Genomic DNA, 23542 nt, shown 5'->3' with positions numbered 1-23542 from the left:
GCCGCCATACCATCGGGGTATGACGCGCACGCCGGACCTCGACCTGCGGCTGGTCCGCTACTTCACGGTCGTCGCCGAGCACGGCAGCTTCGGCCGGGCCGCCGCCGTCCTGCACGTGGCTCAGCCGTCGCTGAGCCGGCAGATCCGGCGCCTCGAGGAGCAGCTCGGGGTGCGTCTCATCGAGCGCACGGCGCAGGGCAGCCGCCTCACCGCCGCCGGCGACGCCTTCCGCACCGAGGCGACGTCGCTGCTGGACGGCGCGGCGCGGGCCGTCGCGGCCGCCCGCGGTCCGGGCGGGGCCTTGACGATCGGTCACGTCGGCGACCTCGTGGTCACCCCTGTCGCGCAGCGGCTGCGCGACCGATTCCCGCAGGCCGGCATCCGGACCCGGCACCTGACCTGGCCGCAGGCGTCGGCACTGCTCGACGGCCGGGTGGACGCCCTGCTCACCCGGCTGCCGGTGGCACTGCCCGCTGACGCTGTGCGGCTGGACGTCCTCTATGACGAGCCGCGGGTGGCGCTGCTGCCCGCCACGCATCCCCTCGCGGGCCGGGCCGCGCTGACGGCCGGCGAGCTGGCCGGCGAGGGCCTCGTCGCCTGCACGAGCACCCCGACGATGTGGAGCCGGCCGCCGGAGTCGGACGACAGCTTCGAGGACAAGCTCGAACGCGTCGCGGGTGGCGCGGTCGCCGTCCTGCCCGCCGGGGACCAGCGGGGCACCCTGCACCCCGGTGTCGCGACGGTCCCCGTCACCGGCATGGAACCCTGCCGGGTCGTCGCGGTCACCCGGGTGCACGACCGCGGCGGCCTGACGGCCGCCTTCCACGAAGCCGCCCGCATCTGGGCCGCCGCGGTACGCGCGCACGCTTAGCGCTGCAGGGTCAGCACGCCCGGCCGCCACGGCAGCAGGTTGTAGTCACCACTGGCGCTGGGGTTCTTGCCCTGGTACAGCAACTGCAGGTTGCACGGGTCGACGGTCTTGGTCTGGTCGGGGTTGTTGCGGACCAGGTCCCCGTGGCTGATGTCGTTCGTCCAGCTCGCGCCGCTGTTGGCCTTGCCGGCGAACGGGTTGCTCTCCGTCGCGGCGTTCGGGGTCCACGAGCCGCTCAGGCTGGAGGACGTGAAGGAGCGGAAGTAACGCCCCTGGCTCCCGATCGCCTCGACGATCATCAGGTACTGGTTCTGGCCCTGGACCTTGTAGACCTCGACGGCCTCGAAGAGGTTGTACTGCGAGTCGCTCATGACCGTCGTGTAGCTCGAGCCGAAGTTCCCGGGGAAGTTGCCGATCGGCATGCTGGCCCGGTAGATGTTGCCGTTGTCACCGGCGAAGAACAGGTACATGTTCTGGCTGTCGCCGATGAGCGTCTGGTCGATCACGCCGGTGCCGGAGCCGGAGATGCTGCCCGTGAACAGCGCCTGCGGCGATGACCAGCCGTTGGGGTTGGTCGGGTCACTCGACGTCTTGTAGTTGAAGGCGTTCGGGCCCCACTGGTAGGCCAGCACCCAGATGTTCTTGGGCGCGAAGTAGAACAGCGTCGGCGCGACGGTGCCCTGGCTCATCCCGGTCTGCGTGGCCGAGGCCATGTCCGACCAGTTGGTGAAGGTGCTGAAGCCCATCGAGCCGTACTGCCCGCTGCCGTTGACGTTCGACGCGTAGACCAGGTGCTTGCCGTTGTAGACGACGTTGGTGAAGTCCTTCAGCGACACCCACCCGTTGGCCGGGTTGGCCAGCGCGCCCGTCGACGACCAGCGGTAGGTGGACGGCAGCGTGCACGTCTGGCCGCCGGTCGGCGACGTCGACGGCGAGGACGACGGCGAGGACGGCGGCGGCGACGTGGGCCCGCCGAGGGAGACCAGCCGGAACTGCTGGTTGGCCTGCCCGTTGCAGTCGTAGAGCTGGACCTGCTGGCCGTTGCCGGTGCCCCAGACGTCGAGGCAGCGCCCGGACTGCACACCGGTGATGGTGCCGTTGCTGTTGACGTTCCACTGCTGGTTGGTGCCGCCGTTGCAGTCCCAGATGATGATGCCCGTGCCGTTGGCGGTCGCCGCGCCGTTGGCGTCGAGGCACTTGGAGCCGTACACCTGCAGCTGCTTGCTGGAGGTGTAGGTCCACTGCTGGTTGGACTGGCCGTGGCAGTCGTAGAGCTGCACCCGCGTGCCGTTGGTCTGGGTGGCGTTGGGCACGTCGATGCAGCGGCCGGACTGCGATCCGACGATCTCGTTGGTGCCGCCCGGCGCGCCGGTCGAGCCGCCGGTCGGCGACGTGGTCGGCGAGACGGTCGGCGACGTGGTCGGCGAGGTCGTCGGGCTGGCCGCGTTGAGGGCGTTGAGGACCGAGGTGTAGGCGGCCTTCTTGTTGCCGCTGCCGTCGAACAGCAGCGGGTTCTCACTGGAACGCCACGAGTCGCTGTCGCGCACCCCCCACACCGTGATGCCGACACAGCGAGCCACGTTCATACACGCCTGCGTCAACCCCGCGTACTGGGTGGTCGAGGCGTTGGTGACGTCAACCTCGGTCAGCGCCACATCCACACCCAACGCGGCAAAGCTCGACAGCGTCGTCTGGAAGTTCGACGGCAACGAACTGCCACCGGTGAAGTGCGTCTGCAGCCCCACACAGTCGATCGGCACACCCCGGGACTTGAAGTCCTGGATCATCCGATACACGCCCTGCGTCTTGGCGTACGACCAGTTCTCGATGTTGTAATCGTTGTAGCACAGCTTCACCGACGGGTCCGCGGCCCGCGCCGTGCGCAACGCCACCTCGATCCAGTCGTTGCCCGTACCCTGCAAGTTCGAGTTACGGCGGCTGCCGTCCTCGTTGAACGCCTCGTTCACCACATCCCAGTACGCCAGCTTGCCCCGGTAATGACCCACCACACCATTGATGTGATCAATCATCGCCTGCCGCAGACTCGACCCCGACAAACTCTGCATCCACCCAGGCTGCTGCCCATGCCACGCCAACGTGTGCCCACGCACCTTCATGCCACGCTGCGTCGCCCAGTTGTAGATCTGATCACCCGAGCTGAAGTTGAACTGCCCCCGCTGCGGCTCCGTCGCATCCGGCTTCATCTCATTCTCAGCCGTCACCATGTTGAACTCACGCCCGGCGATCGTCGAATACGTCGAGTCACCGAGCCGGCCCGCCGCGATCGCCGTGCCGAAATACCGACCCGACTGCGCCGCGGCCGCGCCGAGCGTGCTCGCCGCCGCGTTCGCCGAGGGCATCATGACCGCGGCCACCGACACCGCAACGACACCGACCACGCCGCCGATCAGCGCTCTGATCGCGAATGATCTCTTCCCGCCCCGTCGAGCGGAAGGGCTTCTAGCCACCCTGGTCTCCTTACTACCGGTAATTTGAGCGTCGCGTGAGCGCTAACATGCTCGGCCGGGTACGACCTTGGCGGGTCAATCGGCGAGCGCCTAGCGGAGCGTTCGCATGTAGGACCGGAGGCTTCCAGAACTTTCCGGAACATTCAAGCGGAGCAATCCCGCCAGATCCTGCCGCCGACGCTGTTCCCGCAGCTCATGACGCCTTTTGCGATGCATCACGAATGCATTGCTCGCCGAAATTTTCGGCATTGACTTGATCGCCGGCCGATCCATAACAGTTTCTTCGCGAGCACCTTCCGCCACTACGCCGGACCGATTCGAACGGGCGGTGGCGAGCCGTCGCTGATGGCGCGGTAGCGCTCGGTGGCGGCGAAAATTTCATGGAGCGGCCGAGAGTTTCGGAACGCCTTACGGGCATCTCTCGGCGGAAATGCCCGGTCGGCCCGGTTCATCGGATCTGGTGCGATTGACCGTCGGCGGCGAGTCGGCAAACACTTCGGGCATCGACGCACGTCGAGTTCGCAGTCTCGAAGGAGGGTCATGACCAGCTCGAACATCGGACACCGGAGGCAACGCCGGACGGCGGCCGGCATCGGCGCCCTGGTCGCGCTCGCGGTGCTCGCCGGCGTGGTGCTGGCGACCCGGGCACCGGCGCTGGCCGCGACCATCGGGCCCGGGCAGACCGCACCGATCGTCGGTGTCCAGTCCGGCCGCTGCCTCGACGTGAGCGGAGCCGGCACCGCCAACGGCGCCGCGACACAGCTGTGGGACTGCACCGGCGGCACCAACCAGCGCTGGACCTACACGGCCGGCCGGCAGCTGACGGTCTACGGCAGCAAGTGCCTCGACGCCTACGGGCACGGCACCACCAACGGCACCGCGGTCGTCATCTGGGACTGCAACGGCCAGACCAACCAGCAGTGGAGCGTCAACGCCGACGGCACCGTCACCGGCGTGCAGTCCGGGCTGTGCCTGACGCCGCGCAGCGCGGGCACCGCCGGCGGCACGCGGGTCGTGCTGTGGACGTGCGGCGGCGGCGCCGAGCAGCAGTGGCGCTCCCCCGGGACGGGCGGCCCGTCGAGCAGCCCCTCAGTCAGCCCGCCGGGCAGCCCGTCAGGGAGCCCCTCAGTCAGCCCGTCGGCGAGTGCCCCGGCACCGGCGTGCTCCTCGTCGGCCGGCCCGCTGCCGGCGCCGTCGATGTCGGCGACCCTGCTGCGGGGCGGCTTCGCCTTCACCGAGGGGCCGACATGGGTGGCCAACCCCGGCTACCTGCTCTTCTCCGACCTGCAGAGCGCGACCGGGTCCGAGGGTGTGCAGCCCTCCAACATCTGGCGCTACACCCCGCAGTCCACCTTCGAGCAGTTCATCCCGAACGCCGGCAGCAACGGCCTGGCCGTCACGGCCGACGGCACCCGGATCATCGCCGCGACGCACGACCAGCGCAGCGTCTCGGCCTACAGCCTGGCCGACCACGCGCGCACGAGCGTGGCAGGCCAGTACAACGGCAAGCTCTTCAACTCGCCCAACGACCTCACCATCGCCGCCGACGGCACCGTCTACTTCACCGACCCGAACTACCAGCGGGGCAACCGGCCCGACGCGATGAGCGGCATGACAGGCGTCTTCCGCGTGCGCAACGGCCAGGTGGAGCTCGTCGACGGCGGTCTGCGCCAGCCCAACGGCATCGCCCTGTCCCCCGACGGCCGGACCCTCTACGTCGCCGCCATGGGCACCAACCAGATCGTCAAGTATCCCATCGGCGCGGACGGCACCATCGGCGCGCGCAGTGTCTTCACGTCGATCAACGGCCCGGACGGGGTCACGATCGACTGCGCCGGCAACCTGTACTGGGCCTCGAACCCCGAGGGCACCATCCACGTGTACGCGCCAAGCGGCGCGCAGCTGGGCCTCATCACCGTCGGGCGGGCCACGACCAACGCGGCGTTCGGGGGCGCCGACGGCCGGACGCTGTTCATCACCTCCGGCACCCCGTCGTCGGGCGCCGGCCTCTACAGCGTGCGCCTCAACCTGCCCGGCAACCCGTACTGATCCTGGAGGACCACCCATGTCAGCACGCTGGCGCGCGGCAACGGCCGCGCTCCTGATCGCGGCCGCGTCCGCAGTGGTGAGCATCGACTCGAACGCGTCCGCGGCCACCGGCGTCCCGATCGTCGGCGTCACGTCCCACCGCTGCCTCGGCGTCGCGGGCAGCAGCGGGACGGCCGGCAGCACGGTGCAGATCCGCGACTGCACCGCGGCGGCGAACCAGGCGTGGCAGTCCACCGCGGCCGGCGAGCTGCGCCTGTTCGACGGCACCCGCTGTCTCGACGCGGTGGGCCACGGCACGCAGCCCGGCACTCAGGTGCAGATCTACACCTGCCACGGCGGGGCGAACCAGCGGTGGCGGATCAGCGGCAGTGCCATCATCGGCGTCGAGTCCGGCCTGTGCCTCGACACCCGCGGCGGCGCCATCGCCAACGGCACTCCGGCGAACCTCCAGACCTGCAGCGGCCGCGGCACCCAGCAGTGGAGCGTCGCCAGCACCGACACGCAGCCGCCGACGCCGCCGTCGAACCCGCGGGTCAGCAACCTGACCTGCAACTCGGTCACCTTCGCCTGGGCCGCCGCCACCGACGACGTCGGCGTCGCCTACTACGACGTGTACCACGACGGGCAGCTGATGACCTCGGTCAGCGGGGCGACGCTCTCGACCGGTCTCACCGTGACGCCCGGGGTGACGTGGGGTCTCTACGTCAACGCCCGCGACGCGGCCGGGAACGTCTCGCAGGCCAGCGCCACCGTGCCGATCACGCCGCCGCAGTGCCAGGCCGACAGCCAGCCGCCGACCGCACCGACCGGACTGACCGCCTCGGCCGCCGGCACGACCGTCACCCTCGGCTGGACCGCCTCGACCGACAACGTCGGCGTCGCCTCCTACGACGTGTACCGCGACGGCGGCAAGGTGGCCACGGTGAAGAACGCCGTGACCTTCACCGACAGCGGCCTCAGCGCCGGCACCACCTACGCCTACTACGTGGTGGCCCGCGACGCTCAGGGCAACGCGTCCGGCCCGAGCGGCACCGTGACCGTCACCACCGGCGCCGCCTGCACCAACCCGGTGTGCGGCGTCACCCAGGTCACCACCGAGCTCGACCTGCCGTGGGGCCTGCTCACGCTCCCCGACGGCACGGTCCTCTACACCCGCCGGGACCTCTTCGACATCGTCCACCTCGACCCGGCCACCGGCACCAAGACGTCGATCGGCACCGTGCCCGGGGTGGCCGGAACCGACGGCGAGGGCGGCGTGCTCGGCATCGAGATCGCGCCGACGTTCGCGACCGATCACTGGCTGTACATCTTCCACACCACCACGACGGACAACCGCATCGTGCGGATGAAGGTGGAGGACGACCGGCTGGTGCCGTCCACCGAACAGGTCCTGCTGACCGGCATCCTGCGCAACAAGTACCACAACGGCGGGCGGCTGCGCTTCGGCCCCGACGGCAAGCTCTACGCCGCGACCGGCGACGCGCAGAACGGCGACAACGCCCAGAAGACCGACGGGCTCAACGGCAAGGTGCTGCGCATCAACCCGGACGGCACCATCCCCGCCGACAACCCGTTCGGCAACGCGGTGTGGAGCTACGGGCACCGCAACCCGCAGGGCCTGGCCTTCGACGCCCAGGGGCGGCTGTGGGAGCAGGAGTTCGGCAACAGCGTCATGGACGAGACGAACCTCATCGTCCGGGGCGGCAACTACGGGTGGCCGGCCTGTGAGGGCACCACCGGCAGCTGCGCCACCGCCGGCTACCTCGCCCCGAAGGCGACCTATCCCGTGGCGCAGGGCTCGTGCAGCGGCATCGCCGTCGTGCGCAGCGCGCTCTACATCGCCTGCGAGCGGGGCACCCGCATGTACCGCACGACGATCACGAGCGACGGCAGCCTGACCGGGCAGCAGCAGTACTTCGTCGGGACCTACGGCCGGCTGCGCACCATCGAGCCGGCCCCGGACGGCGGGCTGTGGCTCACCACCTCCAACGCCGGCGACAAGGACAGTGTCCCCAACAACAGCAACGAGAAGATCCTGCACGTGGCCCTCGGCGGATAGCCGCCGGCGCACGGGATTGCCGCCGGCCCGATTCTCCATACACTGATCCGGTGAATCGGGCCGGCGCATGCTCGCGCTGATCTGGGGCGCCATCGTCGCCCGCCGCGTGGTGTCCACAGGGATGTTCCTGCTCGCCGCGCTCGTCAGCACCGGCCTGAGCCTGGCCCCGTGGTACGCGGCGCGGGCGACCGACGCCGCCGCGGACGCGCGTATCGCGGCCGCGCCGCAGAGCGAACGGACAGTCTCCGCGACCGGCACCGTCTCCCTCGACCTGGCCGGTGAGACGGTCGTGCAGACGTTCGCGGCCTCGGCCGGCCGGGCCCTGGCGCTGCCGGTCGCCGGCCAGGCGGTCGGCGTCGAGGTCGCCGCGACGCTCACCGCCGGCGACCGGCAACTGGCGCTGCCACTGCGCTACCGCGAAGCACTGTGCGCCAACGCCGTCGTCGACGGGTCCTGTCCGCAGGCGACCGGTGACGTGGTCCTCAGCGCCCCGAGCGCCGAGCGGCTCGGCGTCCGCGTCGGCGACCGGCTCGACGTGACCACCGGGCCGGCCGCGCCCCGGCGCCCGCTGCGGCTGGCCGGCATCTACCGCCCGGCCGACCCGCTGTCGTGGTACTGGAGCGGCGCCGACGCCGCCTGGACGACGTTCGACACCGTGGCCGCGTCCGCGACCACCGTCCGCGCCACCTTCGACGCACTGCTCGGCCCGTCGGTGTTCACCCACGGCGGCGAGCTCACGGCCGCCGTCGAGCGGATGCGCCGGGTGCCGTTCCAGGTCGACACGGCCGGCGCGGCGCTGGCCGACCGGATCGCCGCCGACCGGCAGGTCGTGGCCCGCGGCGTGCTCCTGGCCGCCGCCCAGCTGGCCGTCATCGGCTGGCTCGCGATGGCGGTCGCCGCCCGCTACGCCGCCGAGGCGCGCCGGTCCGACGCCGCCCAGCTCGCGCTGCGCGGCGCCCGGCGCTGGCGGCTGCTCGCGGCCACCGGCGGGCAGACCGGGGTGCCGCTGGCCGCCGGCGCACTGGCGGGCGCGCTCATCGGCGTGCTCGCCGACGGCCCGGCCCGCCTGCCGATCGCCGGTGGTGTGCTGGCCGCGGCCCTGCTCAGCGCGGTCCTGGCCGACTGGCGGACGACCGGGCTGCCGGTCGAGCGGCTGCTGCACGCCGCCGCGCCGCGGCCGCCGCGGCTCGGCACAGCCGTCGTCGAGGTGTGCGTGCTCGGCCTGGCCGGGGCGAGCATCTACCAGAGCCTGGCCGCGCACAGCGCCATCGGCGTGCAGCTGCTCGCGCCGGGCACGCTCGCCGCGTCGGCCGCGATCCTCGTCGGGCGGCTGCTGGTGCCCGCGGCGACGGCGGCCGGCCGTTCGGCGCTCGTCAACGGCCGGGTCGCCGCCGGTTTCGGCGCGCTGCTGCTGGCCCGGCGCTCCTCCGCGTATCGCATGCTGCCCCTGCTCACCGCGGCCGGATGCCTCCTCGCGGTCGCCGCCCAGCACTGGGCCGAGGCGGGCCAGGCGCGCCACGACCGGTCCGCGGTCGAGGTCGGCGGCCAGCGGGTCCTCACCGTCGCCCCGGGCGACCGGGCCCACCTGCTCAACGCGGTCCGCGCGGCCGACCCGGGCGGACACCAGGCGATGGCCGTCGTCGCCGGGCTCGGACCGGGCGGCGAGCCGGTGCTCGCGGTCGACTCGCCCCGGCTGCCCTACGTCCTCGCCGGCCCGGCCCCGCTGGACCCGCACCGGCTGCGCCCGGCGGCCCCGCCACCGATCACCTTCGCCGGCACCGGCCTCACCCTGACGGCCGGTCTGCCGGCCGTCAGCGACGATCTGCCCGACGCCGGTGCCGCCCCGCCGACCGGGCCACCGGTGCTGCTGGCCACGCTCGTCGTCACCGCCACCGGCGCACCGCTGTCCGCCCGCTTCACGCCTGTCGACGGCCGGCCCGGCACCGCCGACGCGAGCGTGCCCGACTGCCGCTCCGGCTGCCGGCTCGTCTCGTTCGAGCTGGTCGGCGGGCGGGCGGTCGAGCTGCAGCGGCTGGACGCCGACGGCCGCGCCGTCATCACCCCCGACGTCTTCGCCGACCCCGGCCGCTGGCGCACCGGCGCCGGCAACGTGGCCGCCACGGTCAGCATGCGCTCGTACGACGGGCGCCTCGCCCTCGCCGCCGTCACGCCGGGCCTGTCGAAGCTGCCGGTCGACGGGCGGCTCTACGTGGTCGACGCGCCCGTGCCGCTGCCGGCCGCGGTGGCCGGTCGGCCGCCCGCGGCGGATCAGCGGGGCACCGGGGCGATCGACCTGTTCGGCGGCCGGGCGGTGCCGGTCGAGCCGATCGCCGCGCCGCTGCTGCCGGGCATCGGCACCCACGGGGTGCTCGTCGACCTCGAATACGCCGACCGGATCGCCGGCGGGGCCCCACGGGCGGAGCGGCAGCAGGTCTGGCTCGCCCCCGGCGCGCCCGCCGACGTGACCGACCGGCTGCGCGCCGCGGGGCTCACCGTCGTCGGGGAGGACTCGGTCGCCGCCGCCGACGCGCGCCAGGCGCGGTTCGGGCCGGCCGCCGCCGACCGCTACGGCCTGCTGATGGGCGGGCTCGGGCTGCTGGCCGCCGCGATCGCCCTCCTGGTCATCGCGGCGGTGCAGCGCCGGGCCCGCGGCGAGGAGTTCGTGGCGCTGCGCCGTCAGGGCGTGCCGGCCGCGGCACTGCACGCCGCGGGCCGCTGGGCCGCCCTGGTCCCGATCCTGCTGGCCGCGCTGACCGCCGGGCTGGCCGCGGCCGTAGCCCGGGCGATCGCCCACCCGCCGATACCGGTGTTCACCGACGCCTGGCCCGCCCCGGCCGGCAACCCGGGCGTCGCCGCGATCGCGCTGCTGGCCACGACGGCGGCCGCCGCCGCGCTCTTCGCCGGCTGCGCGCTGGCACCGCAGTACCGGACCGGCGGGTGGCCGTGGCGGCGCTGATGCTGGGGATGCTGCGCGCGCGGCGCGGCCAGGCACTGGCACTGTGGCTGCTGGCGGTGCTGGCCACGGCGGCGGCGGTCGCGGCACCGATCTACCTCACCGCCATCGACCGGGCGGTGGTCGCCGGCGAGGTGCGCCACGCCGGCGGGGCCGAGCGCACGATCTGGGTGTCGGCGCCGGTGGAGCGGGCCTCCGGCGGCGCGATGCCCGACGAGTTCGAGCGGCTCGCCGCCGAGAAGGTGCAGCTGGACGGGTTCGTCAGCGTCTTCAGCACCGAGTTCCTGGCCATGCCGGGCGGCCGCGACCGGGCCGGGGGCGATCAGGTGCGCCGCGTCGCCTTCCGCGAGGACCTGTGCGCGCAGGTCGTCGTCGTGGCCGGGCGCTGCCTGATGGGCGGCGGCGAGACGGTCCTGAGCGAGGCGGCCGCCAAGCGGCTCGGGCTCGCCGTCGGCGCCCGGGTGAACAGCCAGGCGGCCACCTTCGACAGCTCGCTCAACCTGTTCGTCCCGGCCGGCACGGCGTGGACGATGACGGTCGTCGGGCTGGTCAGGCCGCGCGACCCGGCCGACCTCTACTGGGGCCACGCCGACCGCAGCGACCAGGACTACCAGAACGACCCGATGTACGTCGCCCGCAACACTCTGGCCGGCATCGACCACCCGCGCGAGCTGCAGTCCTTCGAGGCCCGGGCGACGGCCGGCGCGATCACCGTCGAGCGGCTGGCGGCGCTGCGCGAGTGGCTCACCGCCACCGCCGAGCAGGATGAGACCGGCCGGATCAGCGTGAGCACCGCACTGCCGGACCTGCTCGACCGCATCGACCGCAGCCGCGCCGAGGCGCACGCGGTCATCCCGCTCGCCGCGATCCCCGTTGTCGTGCTGGCCTGGGCGGTGATCCTGCTCGCGGTGGCCAACACGGCCCGGGCGCACCGCTACGAGTACGGTGTCGTCGCGCTGCGCGGAGTACCCAGACGCGTCCTGTGGTGGCTCGCGGCCGGTGAGACGGTGCTGGCCGTGCTCGCCGGTGCCCCGGTCGGCGTGCTCCTGGGGCGGCTGATCGTCGGCGCGGCCGCGCCCGCCCCGGCGTACATGGACCGCTCGCTGCTGCCCTACGCCGGCATCGCCGTCCTCGGGGCGCTGCTCGCCGGTCTCGTCGTGCAGCTGCGGACCGTCAGCGCGCCGGTCAGCACGCTGCTGCGCGAGGTGGACCGCGGGAGCGCCCGGGTGCGGACGCTGCTGCTGGAGACCGTGTTCGTCCTGATCGCCGCGGCCGCGATCGCCCAGCGGCGCAGCGGCGTGCTGACCGGGGTCACGCTCGTCGCGCCCGCGCTGATCATCGCCGCGCTGGCGCTGCTGTCGGCCCGGCTGCTGCGGCCGCTGGCGGCCCGGCTGGCCGCGCGGTATCTGCGCCGCGGTGCGCTGAGCGCCGCGCTCACCGCGTTCCGGCTGGCCCGGCGGCCGGCCGCGCACCGGCTCCTGGTCCTGCTCGTGGTCGCGTTCGGCTCGTTCAGCTTCGCCGGTCTGGCCACTGTCGTCGGCGATCGCGACCAGCAGTACCGGGCCGAGCTGACGGTGGGCGCCCCGACCGTGCTGTCGATCGGCCAGACCACCCGGACCGAGCTGCTGCGGGCCACCCGCGCGGCCGACCCGGCGGGCCGCTACGCGATGGCGGCCGTGCCGATCCCGGCCGTGAGCACGGCCCTGCCCTCATCGCTCGCGGTCGACTCGACCCGGCTGGCCGCGGTGGCGTACTGGCCGGCCGGCTACTCCCCCGAGCCGGTGTCGGCGCTCGCGGCCCGGCTCCGCCCGGCCGCCGGGCCCGGCGTGACGCTGACCGGCGCCACCCTCGGCGTCGACCTGACCGCCGTGGACCTCGCGGGCAAACCGGCCACGCTGACGGCCGTCGTCGCGCCGGCCGGTGGCGTCCAGCGGGTGCCTGTCGACCTCGGCGCCCTGTCGCTCGGCCGGCACACGTACACCGCCGCGGCCCCGGCCTGCGCCGCCGGCTGCCGGCTCGTGTCGATCCAGATCGGGCTGCCGACAAACCTCGGGGCACCCGCCCGGCTCGCCCTGCACACCGTCCAGGGGCAGCCGTTCACCGCCGCCTGGCGGATGCCGGCCGGCGCGAGCGCCACCGCCACCGGCGGCGGGCTCGAGGTGACGCTGCCGCCGTCCCCGCGTCGCGAGGCCGGCAGCCTCCTGCCGCCCGACGTCCCGGCCGCCCTGGCGCTCGTGTCGACCGGGCCGCTGCCGCCCGACGGCGCCTATGCCGCGTTCGACGGGCCGGTCGGCGGCACCGTCGTGGGCCACGCCGACCGGCTGCCCCGGCTGGGCCGGCGCGGCACGCTCGTCGATCTGGAGCAGGCCGACCGGGCCTCGACCGACTCCGAGCTCACCGGGCTCGGCGAGGTGTGGCTGGCCGCTGACGCCCCGCCGTCGATCGCCGAGGCGCTCACCGCGGCCGGGCTGAGCGTCGTGGGCCGGCGGACCGTCGCCGACGAGCGCGCCGTCCTCGGCCGGTCCGGCTCGGCGCTGGCCCTGCGGTTCTTCGTCTTCGCCGGCGCGCTCTCGGTGCTGCTGGGCCTGGCCGGCCTGGCCGTCACGACGATCACCACGCCGCGCCGCGAGCTGGCGCCGCTGCGCATCCAGGGGCTGCCGGCCCGCGTCACGCGCCGCGTGGAGTGGTGGTTCCTGGCGGCGCTCGTCATCGCCGCGGTGCCGGTCGGCGCCGCGTGCGCGGCCGTGACCTGGCTGCTGATCGGGTCGGCGGTGCCGCAGTGACGTCAGGGCGCCGGGGCGGCCCGCGCGGCGCTCAGCGGGCGAGCCAGCCGCCGTCGACGGGGATGACGGCCCCGTGCACATACCGCGCCGCGTCGGAGGCCAGGAAGACCACGGCACCGCCGAGGTCCTCCGGGGTGCCCCAGCGCCCGGCCGGAATCCGCTCCAGGATCGAGCGGCTGCGCTCCGGGTTGTCCTGCAGCGCCTGCGTGTTGTCGGTGGCGATGTAGCCGGGCGCGATCGCGTTGACGTTGACGCCCCGGCCGGCCCACTCGTTGGCCAGGGCCCGGGTCAGCCCGGCGAGGCCCGACTTCGCGGCCGCGTAGCCGGGCACCGTCACCCCGCCCTGGAAGCTCAGCATCGACGCGGTGAAGATGATGCGCCCGGTGCCCCGCTCGAGCATCGCCCGGCCGACCTCCCGGGCCAGCACGAACTGCGCGGAGAGGTCGACCTCCAGGACGTGGTCCCAGTCCTCGTCGGTGTGCTCGGCGGCCGGGGCGCGCCGGATCGTGCCCGCGTTGTTGACCAGGATGTCCACCGGCCGGTCGCTGTCGCGCAGCCGGGCCGCGAGCGCACGGACGGCGGCCCGGTCGGCCAGGTCGGCCCGGTACGGCGTGAAGGAGCGCCCGTGCGCCGTGACCCGCCGGGCGGCCTCGCTGCCGGTGTCCTCCAGCGCCGCGCTCACCCCGATGATGTCGGCGCCCGCAGCGGCGAGCGCCTCGGCCAGGCCCAGCCCGATGCCGCGGCGGCAGCCGGTCACCACGGCCAGCCGGCCGGTCAGGTCGAACGGGCTCATGCGCCGCCTCCGCAGTCCAGCAGCACCTTGACGTCGCCTCCGGCCTCGAGGGCGTGGAACGCCTGCATGACGTCGTCGAGCGGGACGATGCGGGAGATCAGCTCATCGGCCGGGACCAGCCCCTCGAGGACCAGCCGCGCGGCCTCCTCGTAGTCCTCGCGGCGGTACACCCGGACCCCGATCATCTCCAGTTCGCGCCAGAAGAACCGGTGCAGGTCCACCTCCCGCGGGGCGGGGTGGATCGCCACGATGACCAGCCGGCCGCGCACGGCCAGCAGGTCCGTCGCCGCCCGCACCCCGGCGGCCGAGCCGGACACCTCGAACACGACGTCGGCGCCGGCGTCGCCGGTCCAGTCCCGCACGTGCTCGACGGCGTCGACGCCGGCCGGGTCGATCGCCGCGAGGCCGAGCCCCAGGGCCACCTGGCGGCGGTGCGGGTCGATCTCCAGCACTGTCACCTCGGCCCCGGCGGCCTGCGCGACCTTGGCGATGAGCAGCCCGACGGGGCCGGCGCCGATGATGACGGCCCGCTCACCGCGGGTCAGCCGGGAGCGCCGCACATCGTGGACGGCGACGGCGGTCGGCTCGATCAGCGCGGCGTGCCGCAGCGCCAGCCCGGGCGGCAGCGCGACGAGCAGCCGGGCCGGGACGGTCCACGAGCGCTGCATCGCGCCGGTGGAGTCGATGCCGACGAAGTTGAGCCGGTGGCAGATGTGGGTGTGCCCGGCGCGGCAGGCGGGGCACTCGCCGCACCAGTCGAGCGGCATGACCGTCACCGGATCGCCGACGGCGTGGCCCTCGACGCCGGCTCCGAGGGCCGCGATCCGGCCCGACATCTCGTGGCCGATGACGGCGGGTACCTGCACCCGGTGGTCCATCGCGCCGTGCAGGATGTGCAGGTCGGTGCCGCAGATGCCGGTGTAGGCGACGTCGAGGCGGACCTCGCCCGGGCCGGGTGCGACCGGATCGGCGTCGCGGACGGCGAAGGCGCGGTCCCCGAGGTAGTACGCGGCCCGGGTCATTGGCGTGTCCCGCGGCCGGACCGCCGGATCGTGGTGGTACAGCGTGGCATTGCCGTTCCTTTCTCAAGGGGTGTTCGCCGATCCGCAGACATCAGATGTCTTTATAGTGAGCGCTGGCGGACCGAGCGGGCGCAAGGGAGTGATCGGTGGCACTGACCGACGAGGCGATCACCAGGATCCGGGCGATGATCCAGCGCGGCGAGCTGCCGCCGGGGTCACGGCTGCCGCCCGAACCGCAGCTCGCCGCCCAGATGGGCCTGTCGCGCAGCGGTGTGCGGGAGGCGGTGAAGGTCCTCGAGTCGGCCCGGGTCCTCGACGTGCGCCGCGGCGACGGGACCTACGTCACCAGCCTGGCGCCGCGGCTGCTGCTGGAGGGCCTCGGGCTCGCCGTGCAGCTGCTGCAGGACGACACGCTGCTCGAGGTGATGGAGGTCCGCCGGATGCTGGAGCCGGTCGCCACCGGACTCGCGGCGCTGCGCCTGAGCGGCGAGCAGCTCGATGAGCTCGGCCGGATCCTCGACGACATGCGGGCCGCCGCTGACGATCACGAGCAGCTCATCCACTTCGACACGGCCTTCCACCACACCGTCATCGCGGCGACCGGCAACGAGACCCTGACGACGCTGATGGACGGCCTGTCCAGCCGGACGCTGCGCGCGCGGGTGTGGCGGGGGCTCATCGAGGGCAACTCCGCGCACACCACGATCGAGGAGCACGCGGCGATCTATCGCGCGCTGCGCGCGCGGGATCAGCTGCTGGCCCACGCGAGCGCCCTGGTGCACGTCAACACCTCCGAGGCGTGGCTGCGTGCGGTCCTGGCGGCGCCGGCGCAGGTGCCGGTCGAGCCGGCCTGACCCGCTCGGCCAGGGCGTAGGTCCGCGCCGCGGTGCCGGCGTAGATCTCGTCGAGCTCCGCCGCCGGTAGGGGTGGCAGCGCGGCGGCCAGGGCGTCGCGCACCCCGCGATAGTCGGCGACGAGCAGGCAGACGGGCCAGTCGGAGCCGAACATCAGACGTCTGGGCCCGAACTCCTGCACGGCGACCGCGACGAACGGGGCGAGGTCCTCGGCGCTCCAGCCCGGACCGGCCTCGGTGACCATCCCGGACAGCTTGCAGGCGACGTTGGGCCGGGCGGCGAGCGCCGCGAACGGCTCCCGCCACGCCCGCAGCCCGGCCGCGCCCGCGTCGATGCGGGGCTTGCCCAGGTGGTCCAGCACGAGGCTGAGCTCGCCGACCGCCGCCGCGGCGCGGCCCGCGGCGGGCAGCTGGTCGGCCCGGATGACGAGGTCGAACACGAGCCCGGCGGCCGCGACCGCGGCCAGGCCGCGGCGCACGTCGGGGCGGTCGAGATAGTCGGGGTCGGCCTCGCCCTGCACCTGCGCCCGCACGCCGACGAGCAGCTCACCGCCGTCCAGCCGGCGGTAGCGCTCCACGGCGCCGGCCACGTCGGGCGCCGCGATGTCGATCCAGGCCACGACGCCGGCGATCGGCTCGGTGGCCGCCGCGATGGCCAGCAGGTCCGCCGCCTCGTCCGGGTGGCACCGGCCGCCCTCCACGAGCACCGTGGCATCGACGTCGTTCGCGGCCAGCTCCACGGTCAGGTCGGCCGGGCCGAACGGGCGCCGGATGCGCTCCAGGCCGGGCTCCTGCAGCCATGCATAGCCCCGGTCCGGCTGCCACAGGTGGTGGTGCGCGTCGATGATCATGCCGCCCTACCTTTCATAGCGAGCCCAGGTTTGATATTGATCTGGGTTGACGCGGGCGAGGCAGGTATGGCTTTCATGCTGGCTGCCGTCGATGGTTCAGGACGCATGGCCGCCTGCCTCGTCTGCTCTTGCTGACTGCTGATTGGGCTCTGCGATCCATCGCTGTGTAGGGCGTTGACGGCGGCAAGAGCGCGCGGTGACAGGCCATGGGAGAAGGGAGTCAGATGGCTGTCGCGGTCGGAGTCGATGTGGCCAAGGAACTGCACTGGGCCGCCATCGTGCACACCGAGACCGGGAAACTGCTGGCCAGCTGCAAGGTAGCCAACGAACCGGCGGCGATCCATGAGTTGATCGACCAGATCCACGCGGCCGAGGGCGATCACGGCCCGGCGACGGTCGCGATCGACGTACTCGGCGGGATCGCCGGGCTGTTGCAGGTCATGCTCAGCGACGCCGGCTTGGACCTGGTCCACGTATCCGGGCTGGCAGTCAACCGGGCCCGGCGGGCCACCCGCGGTGGCGAGCACAAGTCGGATCCGCGCGATGCCAAGGTGATCGCCGATCAGATCCGGCTGCGCCGCGAGGAACTGCGCCCGGTCACCACCGACACCGACGCCGATGCCGAACTGCGGCTGCTGGCCGGACGCCGCCGGGAGCTCGTGGTCGATCAGACCCGCCGCATCGCACGGCTGCGGGACCTGCTCGCCTCGATCCATCCCGGCCTCGAACGCGTGCTCGACCCGACCAACAAAGCCGATGCCGCACTGCTGGCCCGCTATGTCACCCCGGCCGAAATCCGCCGCGCCGGCCGCAACCGGATCATCACCTACCTGCGCACCACCGGCCGGCACAACACCGCCGTCATCACGGCCTTGGCCGACAAAGCCCTGACCGCCGCAACCGGGCAGCACCTCACGGTGCCCGGCGAGGCAGTCGCTGCCGACATCGTGCGTGACCTCGCCCGCGAGGTGCTCGCCGGCCGCGACAAACTCGCCGCGATCGACGCCCGGCTCGCCGAGGCGCTCACCCGCCACCCTGACGCGGCCCTCGTCCAGTCCCTGCCCGGGATGGGGGCCACCCTGACCGCCGAGTTCCTCGCCGTGGCAGGCGGCATCAGCCGATTCGCCAGCGGCAACCAGCTCGCCTCCGCAGCCGGACTCGCCCCCGTGCTGCAACAATCCGGCAAGATGCACTACCTGCGCCGCGCCAACGCCGGCGACAAAACCCTCAAACGCATCTTCTACCAATCGGCGTTCTGCGCCCTGCAACGAGACCCGGCCAGCCGCGCCTTCTACGACCGCAAACGAGCCGAAGGAAAGCGGCACCACCAAGCCCTCATCGCCCTGGCCCGCCGACGCATCAACGTCCTGCACGCCATCCTGCGCACCCGGCAGCCCTACCAAGCAAACTTTGCTCTCGCCTCTTGACTCAGACATTAGGCTGCGTCCTCGATCGCCCAGGCCGGGCCGTCCGGGAAGCGGTACGCGGCAAGTGACGCCGGCACGATCTGCGCGCTCATGCCGGGCGCGGTCGGGGCCACGTACCGGCCGCCGCGGATGCGCACCGGGTCGGTGAAGTGCTCGTGCAGGTGGTCGACGTACTCGATGAAGCGGTTCTCCATCGTGGCGCTCACCGCCGTGAAGTCGAACAGCGCCAGGTGCTGCACCAGCTCGCAGAGCCCGACGCCACCGGCGTGCGGGCACACGGGCACCCCGAACTTGGCCGCCAGCAGCAGGATGGCGAGGTTCTCGTTCACCCCGCCGACCCGGCACGCGTCGATCTGCACGACGTCCACGGCGCCCGCCTGCAACAGCTGCTTGAACATGACGGCGTTGTGGACGTGCTCGCCGGTGGCGACCTTGATCGGGGCGAGCGCGCGGCGGACCGCGGCGTGGCCGAGCACGTCGTCGGGCGAGGTCGGCTCCTCGATCCAGTACGGGTCGAACCGGCTCAGCTCCCGCATCCACCGGATGGCGTCGGGCACGCCCCAGATCTGGTTGGCGTCGACGGCGATCCCGATCGCCGGCCCGACGGCCTGCCGGGCGATGCCCATCCGGCGCACGTCGTCGGCGAGGTTGCCCCCGACCTTGAGTTTGATCAGCCGGTAGCCGGCGTCGACCGCCTCGGCGCAGAGCCGTTCGAGCTTCTGGTCGTCGTAGCCCAGCCAGCCCGGCGTGGTGGTGTAGGCGGGGTAGCCGTCCTCGAGCAGCCGCCGCTGCCGTTCGGCCCGGCCCGGCGCCGCCGCCTGCAGCAGCTGCAGCGCCTCGTCCTCGGTGAGCGCGTCGCGCAGGTATCGGAAGTCGACCTGGGCCACCAGGGCCTCCGGCGAGAGCGACGCCAGCAGCTGCCACAGCGGCCGGCCGGCCCGCCGGGCGGCCAGGTCCCACACGGCGTTGACGAGCCCGCCGGCGGCCATGTGGACCACGCCCTTCTCCGGGCCGAGCCAGCGGATCTGGCTGTCGCCGATGAGCTGGCGGGCCAGGGCGCCGGGGTCGGCGACGAGCGCGTCGACCGGCCGCCCGATCACCATCGCGGCGAGCGACCGCACGGCCGCCACCTGGATCTCGGTCCCCCGGCCGACGGTGAACACCAGCCCGTGGCCCGTCGCCCCGGCGCTGGTGTGCAGCACGACGTAGGCCGCGGAGTAGTCCGGGAACGGGTTCATCGCGTCGGAACCGTCGCGGTGCCGCGAGGTCGGGAACCGCACGTCGAGGACGTCGACGGACGAAATGCGCTCAGTCACGATGCTCCCTCGGGATGGTGTCGTGCTCCATCAGTTCTGGGCCTTGCCGCCGGTCATCCGGGAGACCACCAGGGCCACGAGGATGACGGCGCCGTTGAGGAAGTTCGTCCACTGGGCGGGCACGCCGGCCAGCGTGAGCACATTAATGATCATGAACAGCAGGAGGACGCCGGTGAAGGCACCGAAGAGCGTGCCCTTGCCGCCGTTGAGGCTGACGCCGCCGATCACCGCGGCCGCGAACACCTGGAAGATGGCGCCGCTGCCCTGCGCGGCCGGCACCGCCGCCAGGCGCCCGCTGATGAGCAGGCCCGCGAACGCCGCGAGGGCGCCGGCCACGATGAGCGTGCACCAGAGGATCCGGTCGGTGCGGATGCCCGCCGCCCGGGCCGCGTCGGCGTTGCCGCCGATCGCGTAGAGCGCCCGGCCCGGACGGGTGTAGCCGAGCACGACGATCCCGACGGCGAACAGTGACAGCGACAGCCACACCGAGGCCGGCACGCCGAGCCAGACGGCCGACCCGAGGTACGTCATCGACTCCGGCAGGGCGAAGAAGGTCTTGCCGCCCGAGACCCCGGTCAGCAGGCCCCGCAGGACGATGAGCATGCCGAGCGTGACGATGAAGCCGTTGAGCCCGAACCTGACGATGAGCAGCCCGTTGAACGCACCGATCAGCGCGCCGACGAGCAGGACGACCGGCACGGCCAGCCCGGGCGGCAGCACGTGGACCCCGAGGCCGTGCGTGACCGCCGGGTCGACGATGAGCCAGGCGGCGACCCCGGGCGCGAGCCCGAACGTCGACTCCAGGGACAGGTCCATCCGGCCGCTGATGAGCACCATCGTCTCAGCCAGCACCACCACGGAGATCTCCGACATGCTCTGCAGCACGTTGATGATGTTGTCCGAGCTGAGGAACACGGGGTTGACGGCGAAGCCCACGATCGCCACCACGACGATCGCCGGGACCAGCGCCACGTCACGCAGGCGGGCGATCGCGGGCGGGCGGCGCGACGGCCGGGGTGGCGCCGCAACGCCGGTGATGGTGTCAGACATGGTCGAGATCAACCCCTTCCATGGCCGCGACCAGTTCGTTGTCCGTCCAGCCGGACGGCTTCTCGGCGACGACCCGGCCCTGGAACATCACCAGCACCCGGTCGCAGATACGCAGGTCGTCGAGCTCGTCGGAGACGACGAGCACGGTGGTGCCGCGCCGGCGGACGTCCTGCACGACGGTCAGCAGCGTCTGTTTGGAACGCACGTCGACCCCGGCGGTGGGTGTGATGAGCACCAGCACCGCCGGCTCGCCGGCCAGCGCCCGCCCCATGACGACCTTCTGCTGGTTGCCCCCGGACAGCTCGGCCGCGGGGACCTGCGGCCCGTCCGCCTTGATCGTCAGCTCGTCGATGATCTGCCGGGTCAGTGCGTCGCGGCGGGCCGGCGAGAGCAGGCCGTATCGGCGGACGCGGCCCGGGACGGCCATCGTGACGTTCTCGGCGATGCTCAGCAGCGGGACGAGGCCCTCCCGGTGCCGGTCCTGCGGCACGAGCCCGACCCCGGCGTCGAGCGCATCCGGCACGCTGCCGGGCCGCAGGACCCGGCCGCCGACGGCGACGCTGCCCGCGGCCGGGCGGCTCAGCCCGGCGATCGCCTCGGCCACCTCGACCTTGCCGCTGCTGCCGCCACCCGCGATCCCGACGACCTCACCGGCGACCGCGTCCAGCTCGAGCTCGGCACCGGACCGGGTCCGCAGCTGCCGCACGCTGAGGCGGACCGGGGCGTCCGTGGCCGACGGCCGCGGTGTCGCCGTCGGAAGGCTGACGTCCTCCCCCGTCATCGCCGACACCAGCGCCTGCCGGTCGAGCCCGGCCACCGGTGCGGTGCGGATGTGCCGGGCGTCGCGCAGGACCGTCACCCGATCGCAGAGCTCGTAGATCTCCTGGAGGTGATGGCTGATGAACAGGAAGGTCACGCCCTGATCGCGCAGTGCCCGCAGCCGCTGGAACAGCCGGGCGATGCCGGCCGCGTCGAGCTGCGCCGTGGGTTCGTCGAGGACGATGAACCGCGCGCCGGTCGACAGGGCCCGCGCGATCTCCACGAACTGCCGCTGCTCCACCGACAGGGCCGCGGCCGGCCGGCGGACGTCGACGTCGACCGGCCAGTCGGCGAGCAGCCGCTCGGCCTCGCGGTGCAGCGCCCGCCAGCGGATCAGCCCGCCGGGGCCGCGGGTCTGCCGGTTGAGGAAGAGGTTCTCGGCCACTGTCAGATCCGGCAGGATCGTCGAGCGCTGGTAGACGCACGCGACAAGCCGCCGCCACGCCTGCCGGTCGCCGAGCGGCGGGGCGGGCCGGCCGTGAAAGGCGACAGCACCGGCGTCCGGCGCCTGCAGCCCGGTCAGGATGCCGACGAGCGTCGACTTTCCCGCGCCGTTGCGCCCGACGAGCGCGTGGGCCTCGCCGGCGCGGACCGTGATGCCGGCGTCGGCGAGCGCGACAGTCGAGCCGAACCGCTTGGTGATGTGCACGGCCTCGACGACGGGTGCATCGCCGGACCGCGGCCCGGATTCGCTCATGCGTTGTTGCCCCACAGTGACCGGTCGTCGAACTTCACCGTCGGCCGGCCGCCGATCGTGACCCCGTCCAGCGTCACCAGGGGCGCCGCCAGCTGGTCCTCGAGGACGCCGTCGCGGACCTGGATGATGGTGCTGCCGTGGTCGGTCGGGCCGGGCTGGAACGTCTTGCCCTCGATGGCGGCCTTGACGTAGTACAGGCCGTACTTGGCGAACAGGTCGGCCGGCTGGCTGACCGTGGCGTCGATCAGGCCTTCCTTGATGTCCTTGAGCTCTTCCGGGATACCGTCGTTGGACACGATGAAGACGTGTTTGGGGTCGCTCGGCGGCACCTGCAGCCCGCGCTGCTTGAGGATCTGCAGCGTGCCCGAGAGGGCGAACGACGACTCCATGTAGACGCCCTTGATGTCGGGGTCGGAGGTCATCCGCGTCTGCAGCTTCGTCGCCGCGACGTCGCCCTTCCAGTCGGTCGCCTCGCCGAACACGGTGATGCCGGGGAAGTCCTTCTTCATGCACTCCTCGAAGGCTTCGGTACGGTCCCGGCCGTTGATCGAGTCGAGCCCGCCCTCGAGCATGACGACCTTGCCGTGGCCGCCGAGCTTCGTGCCGAGGAACTGGCAGGCGTTCGTGCCGTAGGCGCGGTTGTCGGCCCGCACCACCATGAAGACCTTCCCGCTGTCGGGCCGGGTGTCGATGGTGACGACCGGGATCTTCTTCGTGGCCAGCTGCTGCAGCGTCGGCGCGATCGCGGCCGTGTCCTGCGGCGCCATCACCACGCCCTTGACGCCCTGACTCTGGAACGTCTGGACGTTGGAGATGAGGCTGGCGATGTCGTTCTGGGAGTTGGTCGTCTTGAGCTCGACGCCGAGCTCCTTGCCGAACTGCGGCACGTACTTGATGTATGAGTTCCAGAAGTCCGTGTCGGAGCGGGGATAGTCGACGCCGATCAGCGGGGCGGAGCCACCGGCGCCCGGCGATGCGTCCTTGTTGCCGCAGGCGGCGGTGAGTACGACCGTGCTCAGCACCGCGGTCAAGCCCAGTCCGAGTAGCGCGTTGCGGTTCACCGGGTCTCCTTGGTCGTGGGAACGCTCGATGCCGCAGCGCGGCGAAGTGCCGGGGGCCGGAGGAATCCGACGTGGCGGCGGGCGGCGCCGGGCACGCGGCGATAGGGGGTGTGAACCGGCGAGACGGCAGGCCGCGCTGGAGGGGGGTGTTGCTGCCGCCAGCGTCGACGGCGACATTCATCTGATGTCTTTATAGATCCAGCGCCGGTCCGTGTCCAGAGGGATCGCAACTTTCGGGCACGCTCGCGCCACACATCTGATGTTTCGCGTCGCGGCCACGCCCGGGGAAGGGCCGTGCCCGATGCGCGCAGCCGGGGTCGAGCAGCGACGGATGCGGCGCCGCCGACCGGTCACGCCGGTGGCCGCCGAACGGCGCGGTGCCCTCGCAAGGGCGGGGGTCCCGTGGCCGTGCGGCCTGCCATCCGCACGGCCACGGGGATCGGGTTGCCCTCGCCGCCCGCCATCAGTCG

Annotated in this window: 15 protein-coding genes; 7 read left to right on the top strand and 8 right to left on the bottom strand. The window is 72.9% G+C overall.

Going from position 1 to position 23542, the window contains the following annotated elements:
* The first annotated feature begins 19 nt into the window (after positions 1 to 19).
* Positions 20 to 871 carry a LysR family transcriptional regulator gene (locus tag Dvina_RS24500; RefSeq protein WP_223104795.1) on the top strand — a complete coding sequence of 284 codons (852 nt, stop codon included), beginning with the start codon at positions 20 to 22 and terminating at the stop codon, positions 869 to 871.
* On the opposite strand, the gene Dvina_RS24495 is transcribed toward Dvina_RS24500, so the two are convergent.
* Positions 868 to 3339 carry a non-reducing end alpha-L-arabinofuranosidase family hydrolase gene (locus Dvina_RS24495; protein WP_223104794.1) on the bottom strand — a complete coding sequence of 824 codons (2472 nt, stop codon included), beginning with the start codon at positions 3337 to 3339 and terminating at the stop codon, positions 868 to 870. The two genes, Dvina_RS24500 and Dvina_RS24495, sit on opposite strands and share 4 nt — an antisense overlap.
* Before the next feature lie 540 nt (positions 3340 to 3879).
* Between Dvina_RS24495 and Dvina_RS24490 the strand changes: the two genes are divergently transcribed.
* The 4 genes from Dvina_RS24490 to Dvina_RS24475 all read left to right on the top strand — a co-directional run bounded on the left by Dvina_RS24490 (position 3880) and on the right by Dvina_RS24475 (position 13183).
* On the top strand, positions 3880 to 5388 hold the full coding sequence (locus Dvina_RS24490; protein ID WP_223104793.1) for an SMP-30/gluconolactonase/LRE family protein: 1509 nt from the start codon (positions 3880 to 3882) through the stop codon (positions 5386 to 5388).
* A gap of 16 nt (positions 5389 to 5404) precedes the next feature.
* Complete coding sequence (locus tag Dvina_RS24485; protein ID WP_223104792.1) at positions 5405 to 7447, top strand: PQQ-dependent sugar dehydrogenase; 2043 nt, start codon at positions 5405 to 5407, stop codon at positions 7445 to 7447.
* Between the two features lie 67 nt (positions 7448 to 7514).
* Positions 7515 to 10403, top strand: coding sequence for a hypothetical protein (locus Dvina_RS24480; RefSeq protein WP_223104791.1), 2889 nt, complete (start codon positions 7515 to 7517; stop codon positions 10401 to 10403).
* A complete protein-coding gene (locus Dvina_RS24475) occupies positions 10391 to 13183 on the top strand; it encodes a hypothetical protein (RefSeq protein WP_223104790.1) in 2793 nt (930 codons plus the stop codon). Before Dvina_RS24480 ends, Dvina_RS24475 begins: the two co-directional genes overlap by 13 nt.
* A gap of 31 nt (positions 13184 to 13214) precedes the next feature.
* On the opposite strand, the gene Dvina_RS24470 is transcribed toward Dvina_RS24475, so the two are convergent.
* Entirely contained in the window at positions 13215 to 13976 is a 762-nt protein-coding gene (locus tag Dvina_RS24470; RefSeq protein ID WP_223104789.1) for an SDR family oxidoreductase, read from the bottom strand.
* Positions 13973 to 14998, bottom strand: coding sequence for a zinc-dependent alcohol dehydrogenase (locus Dvina_RS24465; protein WP_223104788.1), 1026 nt, complete (start codon positions 14996 to 14998; stop codon positions 13973 to 13975). Before Dvina_RS24465 ends, Dvina_RS24470 begins: the two co-directional genes overlap by 4 nt.
* A gap of 146 nt (positions 14999 to 15144) precedes the next feature.
* Here Dvina_RS24465 and Dvina_RS24460 point away from each other — a divergent pair, with 146 nt between their 5' ends.
* The gene (locus tag Dvina_RS24460) at positions 15145 to 15852 is read left to right on the top strand and encodes a FadR/GntR family transcriptional regulator (protein ID WP_223104787.1); all 708 of its coding nucleotides are present in this window, start codon (positions 15145 to 15147) and stop codon (positions 15850 to 15852) included.
* On the opposite strand, the gene Dvina_RS24455 is transcribed toward Dvina_RS24460, so the two are convergent.
* A complete protein-coding gene (locus Dvina_RS24455; protein WP_223104786.1) occupies positions 15782 to 16702 on the bottom strand; it encodes an amidohydrolase family protein in 921 nt (306 codons plus the stop codon). The two genes, Dvina_RS24460 and Dvina_RS24455, sit on opposite strands and share 71 nt — an antisense overlap.
* A 224-nt stretch (positions 16703 to 16926) precedes the next feature.
* Here Dvina_RS24455 and Dvina_RS24450 point away from each other — a divergent pair, with 224 nt between their 5' ends.
* On the top strand, positions 16927 to 18129 hold the full coding sequence (locus tag Dvina_RS24450) for an IS110 family RNA-guided transposase (protein WP_223092370.1): 1203 nt from the start codon (positions 16927 to 16929) through the stop codon (positions 18127 to 18129).
* Between the two features lie 8 nt (positions 18130 to 18137).
* Here the strand turns inward: Dvina_RS24450 and Dvina_RS24445 are convergent, their stop codons facing one another.
* The 4 genes from Dvina_RS24445 to Dvina_RS24430 are packed head-to-tail and all read right to left on the bottom strand — an operon-like array spanning position 18138 to position 23072.
* On the bottom strand, positions 18138 to 19448 hold the full coding sequence (locus Dvina_RS24445) for an enolase C-terminal domain-like protein (protein WP_223105690.1): 1311 nt from the start codon (positions 19446 to 19448) through the stop codon (positions 18138 to 18140).
* A gap of 27 nt (positions 19449 to 19475) precedes the next feature.
* Complete coding sequence (locus tag Dvina_RS24440) at positions 19476 to 20495, bottom strand: ABC transporter permease (protein ID WP_223104785.1); 1020 nt, start codon at positions 20493 to 20495, stop codon at positions 19476 to 19478.
* Positions 20488 to 22011 (bottom strand): sugar ABC transporter ATP-binding protein, encoded by a 1524-nt coding sequence (locus Dvina_RS24435; RefSeq protein WP_223104784.1) that lies wholly within the window; start codon positions 22009 to 22011, stop codon positions 20488 to 20490. Before Dvina_RS24435 ends, Dvina_RS24440 begins: the two co-directional genes overlap by 8 nt.
* A complete protein-coding gene (locus Dvina_RS24430; protein ID WP_223104783.1) occupies positions 22008 to 23072 on the bottom strand; it encodes a sugar ABC transporter substrate-binding protein in 1065 nt (354 codons plus the stop codon). The genes Dvina_RS24435 and Dvina_RS24430 overlap by 4 nt, the downstream gene beginning before the upstream one ends.
* Between the last annotated feature and the right edge of the window lie 470 nt (positions 23073 to 23542).

This window comes from Dactylosporangium vinaceum (assembly GCF_019904175.1).
GTDB lineage: Bacteria > Actinomycetota > Actinomycetes > Mycobacteriales > Micromonosporaceae > Dactylosporangium > Dactylosporangium vinaceum.
Note: the sequence above shows the minus strand (reverse complement) of the source record. Positions and strands in the feature narration are given on the sequence as shown.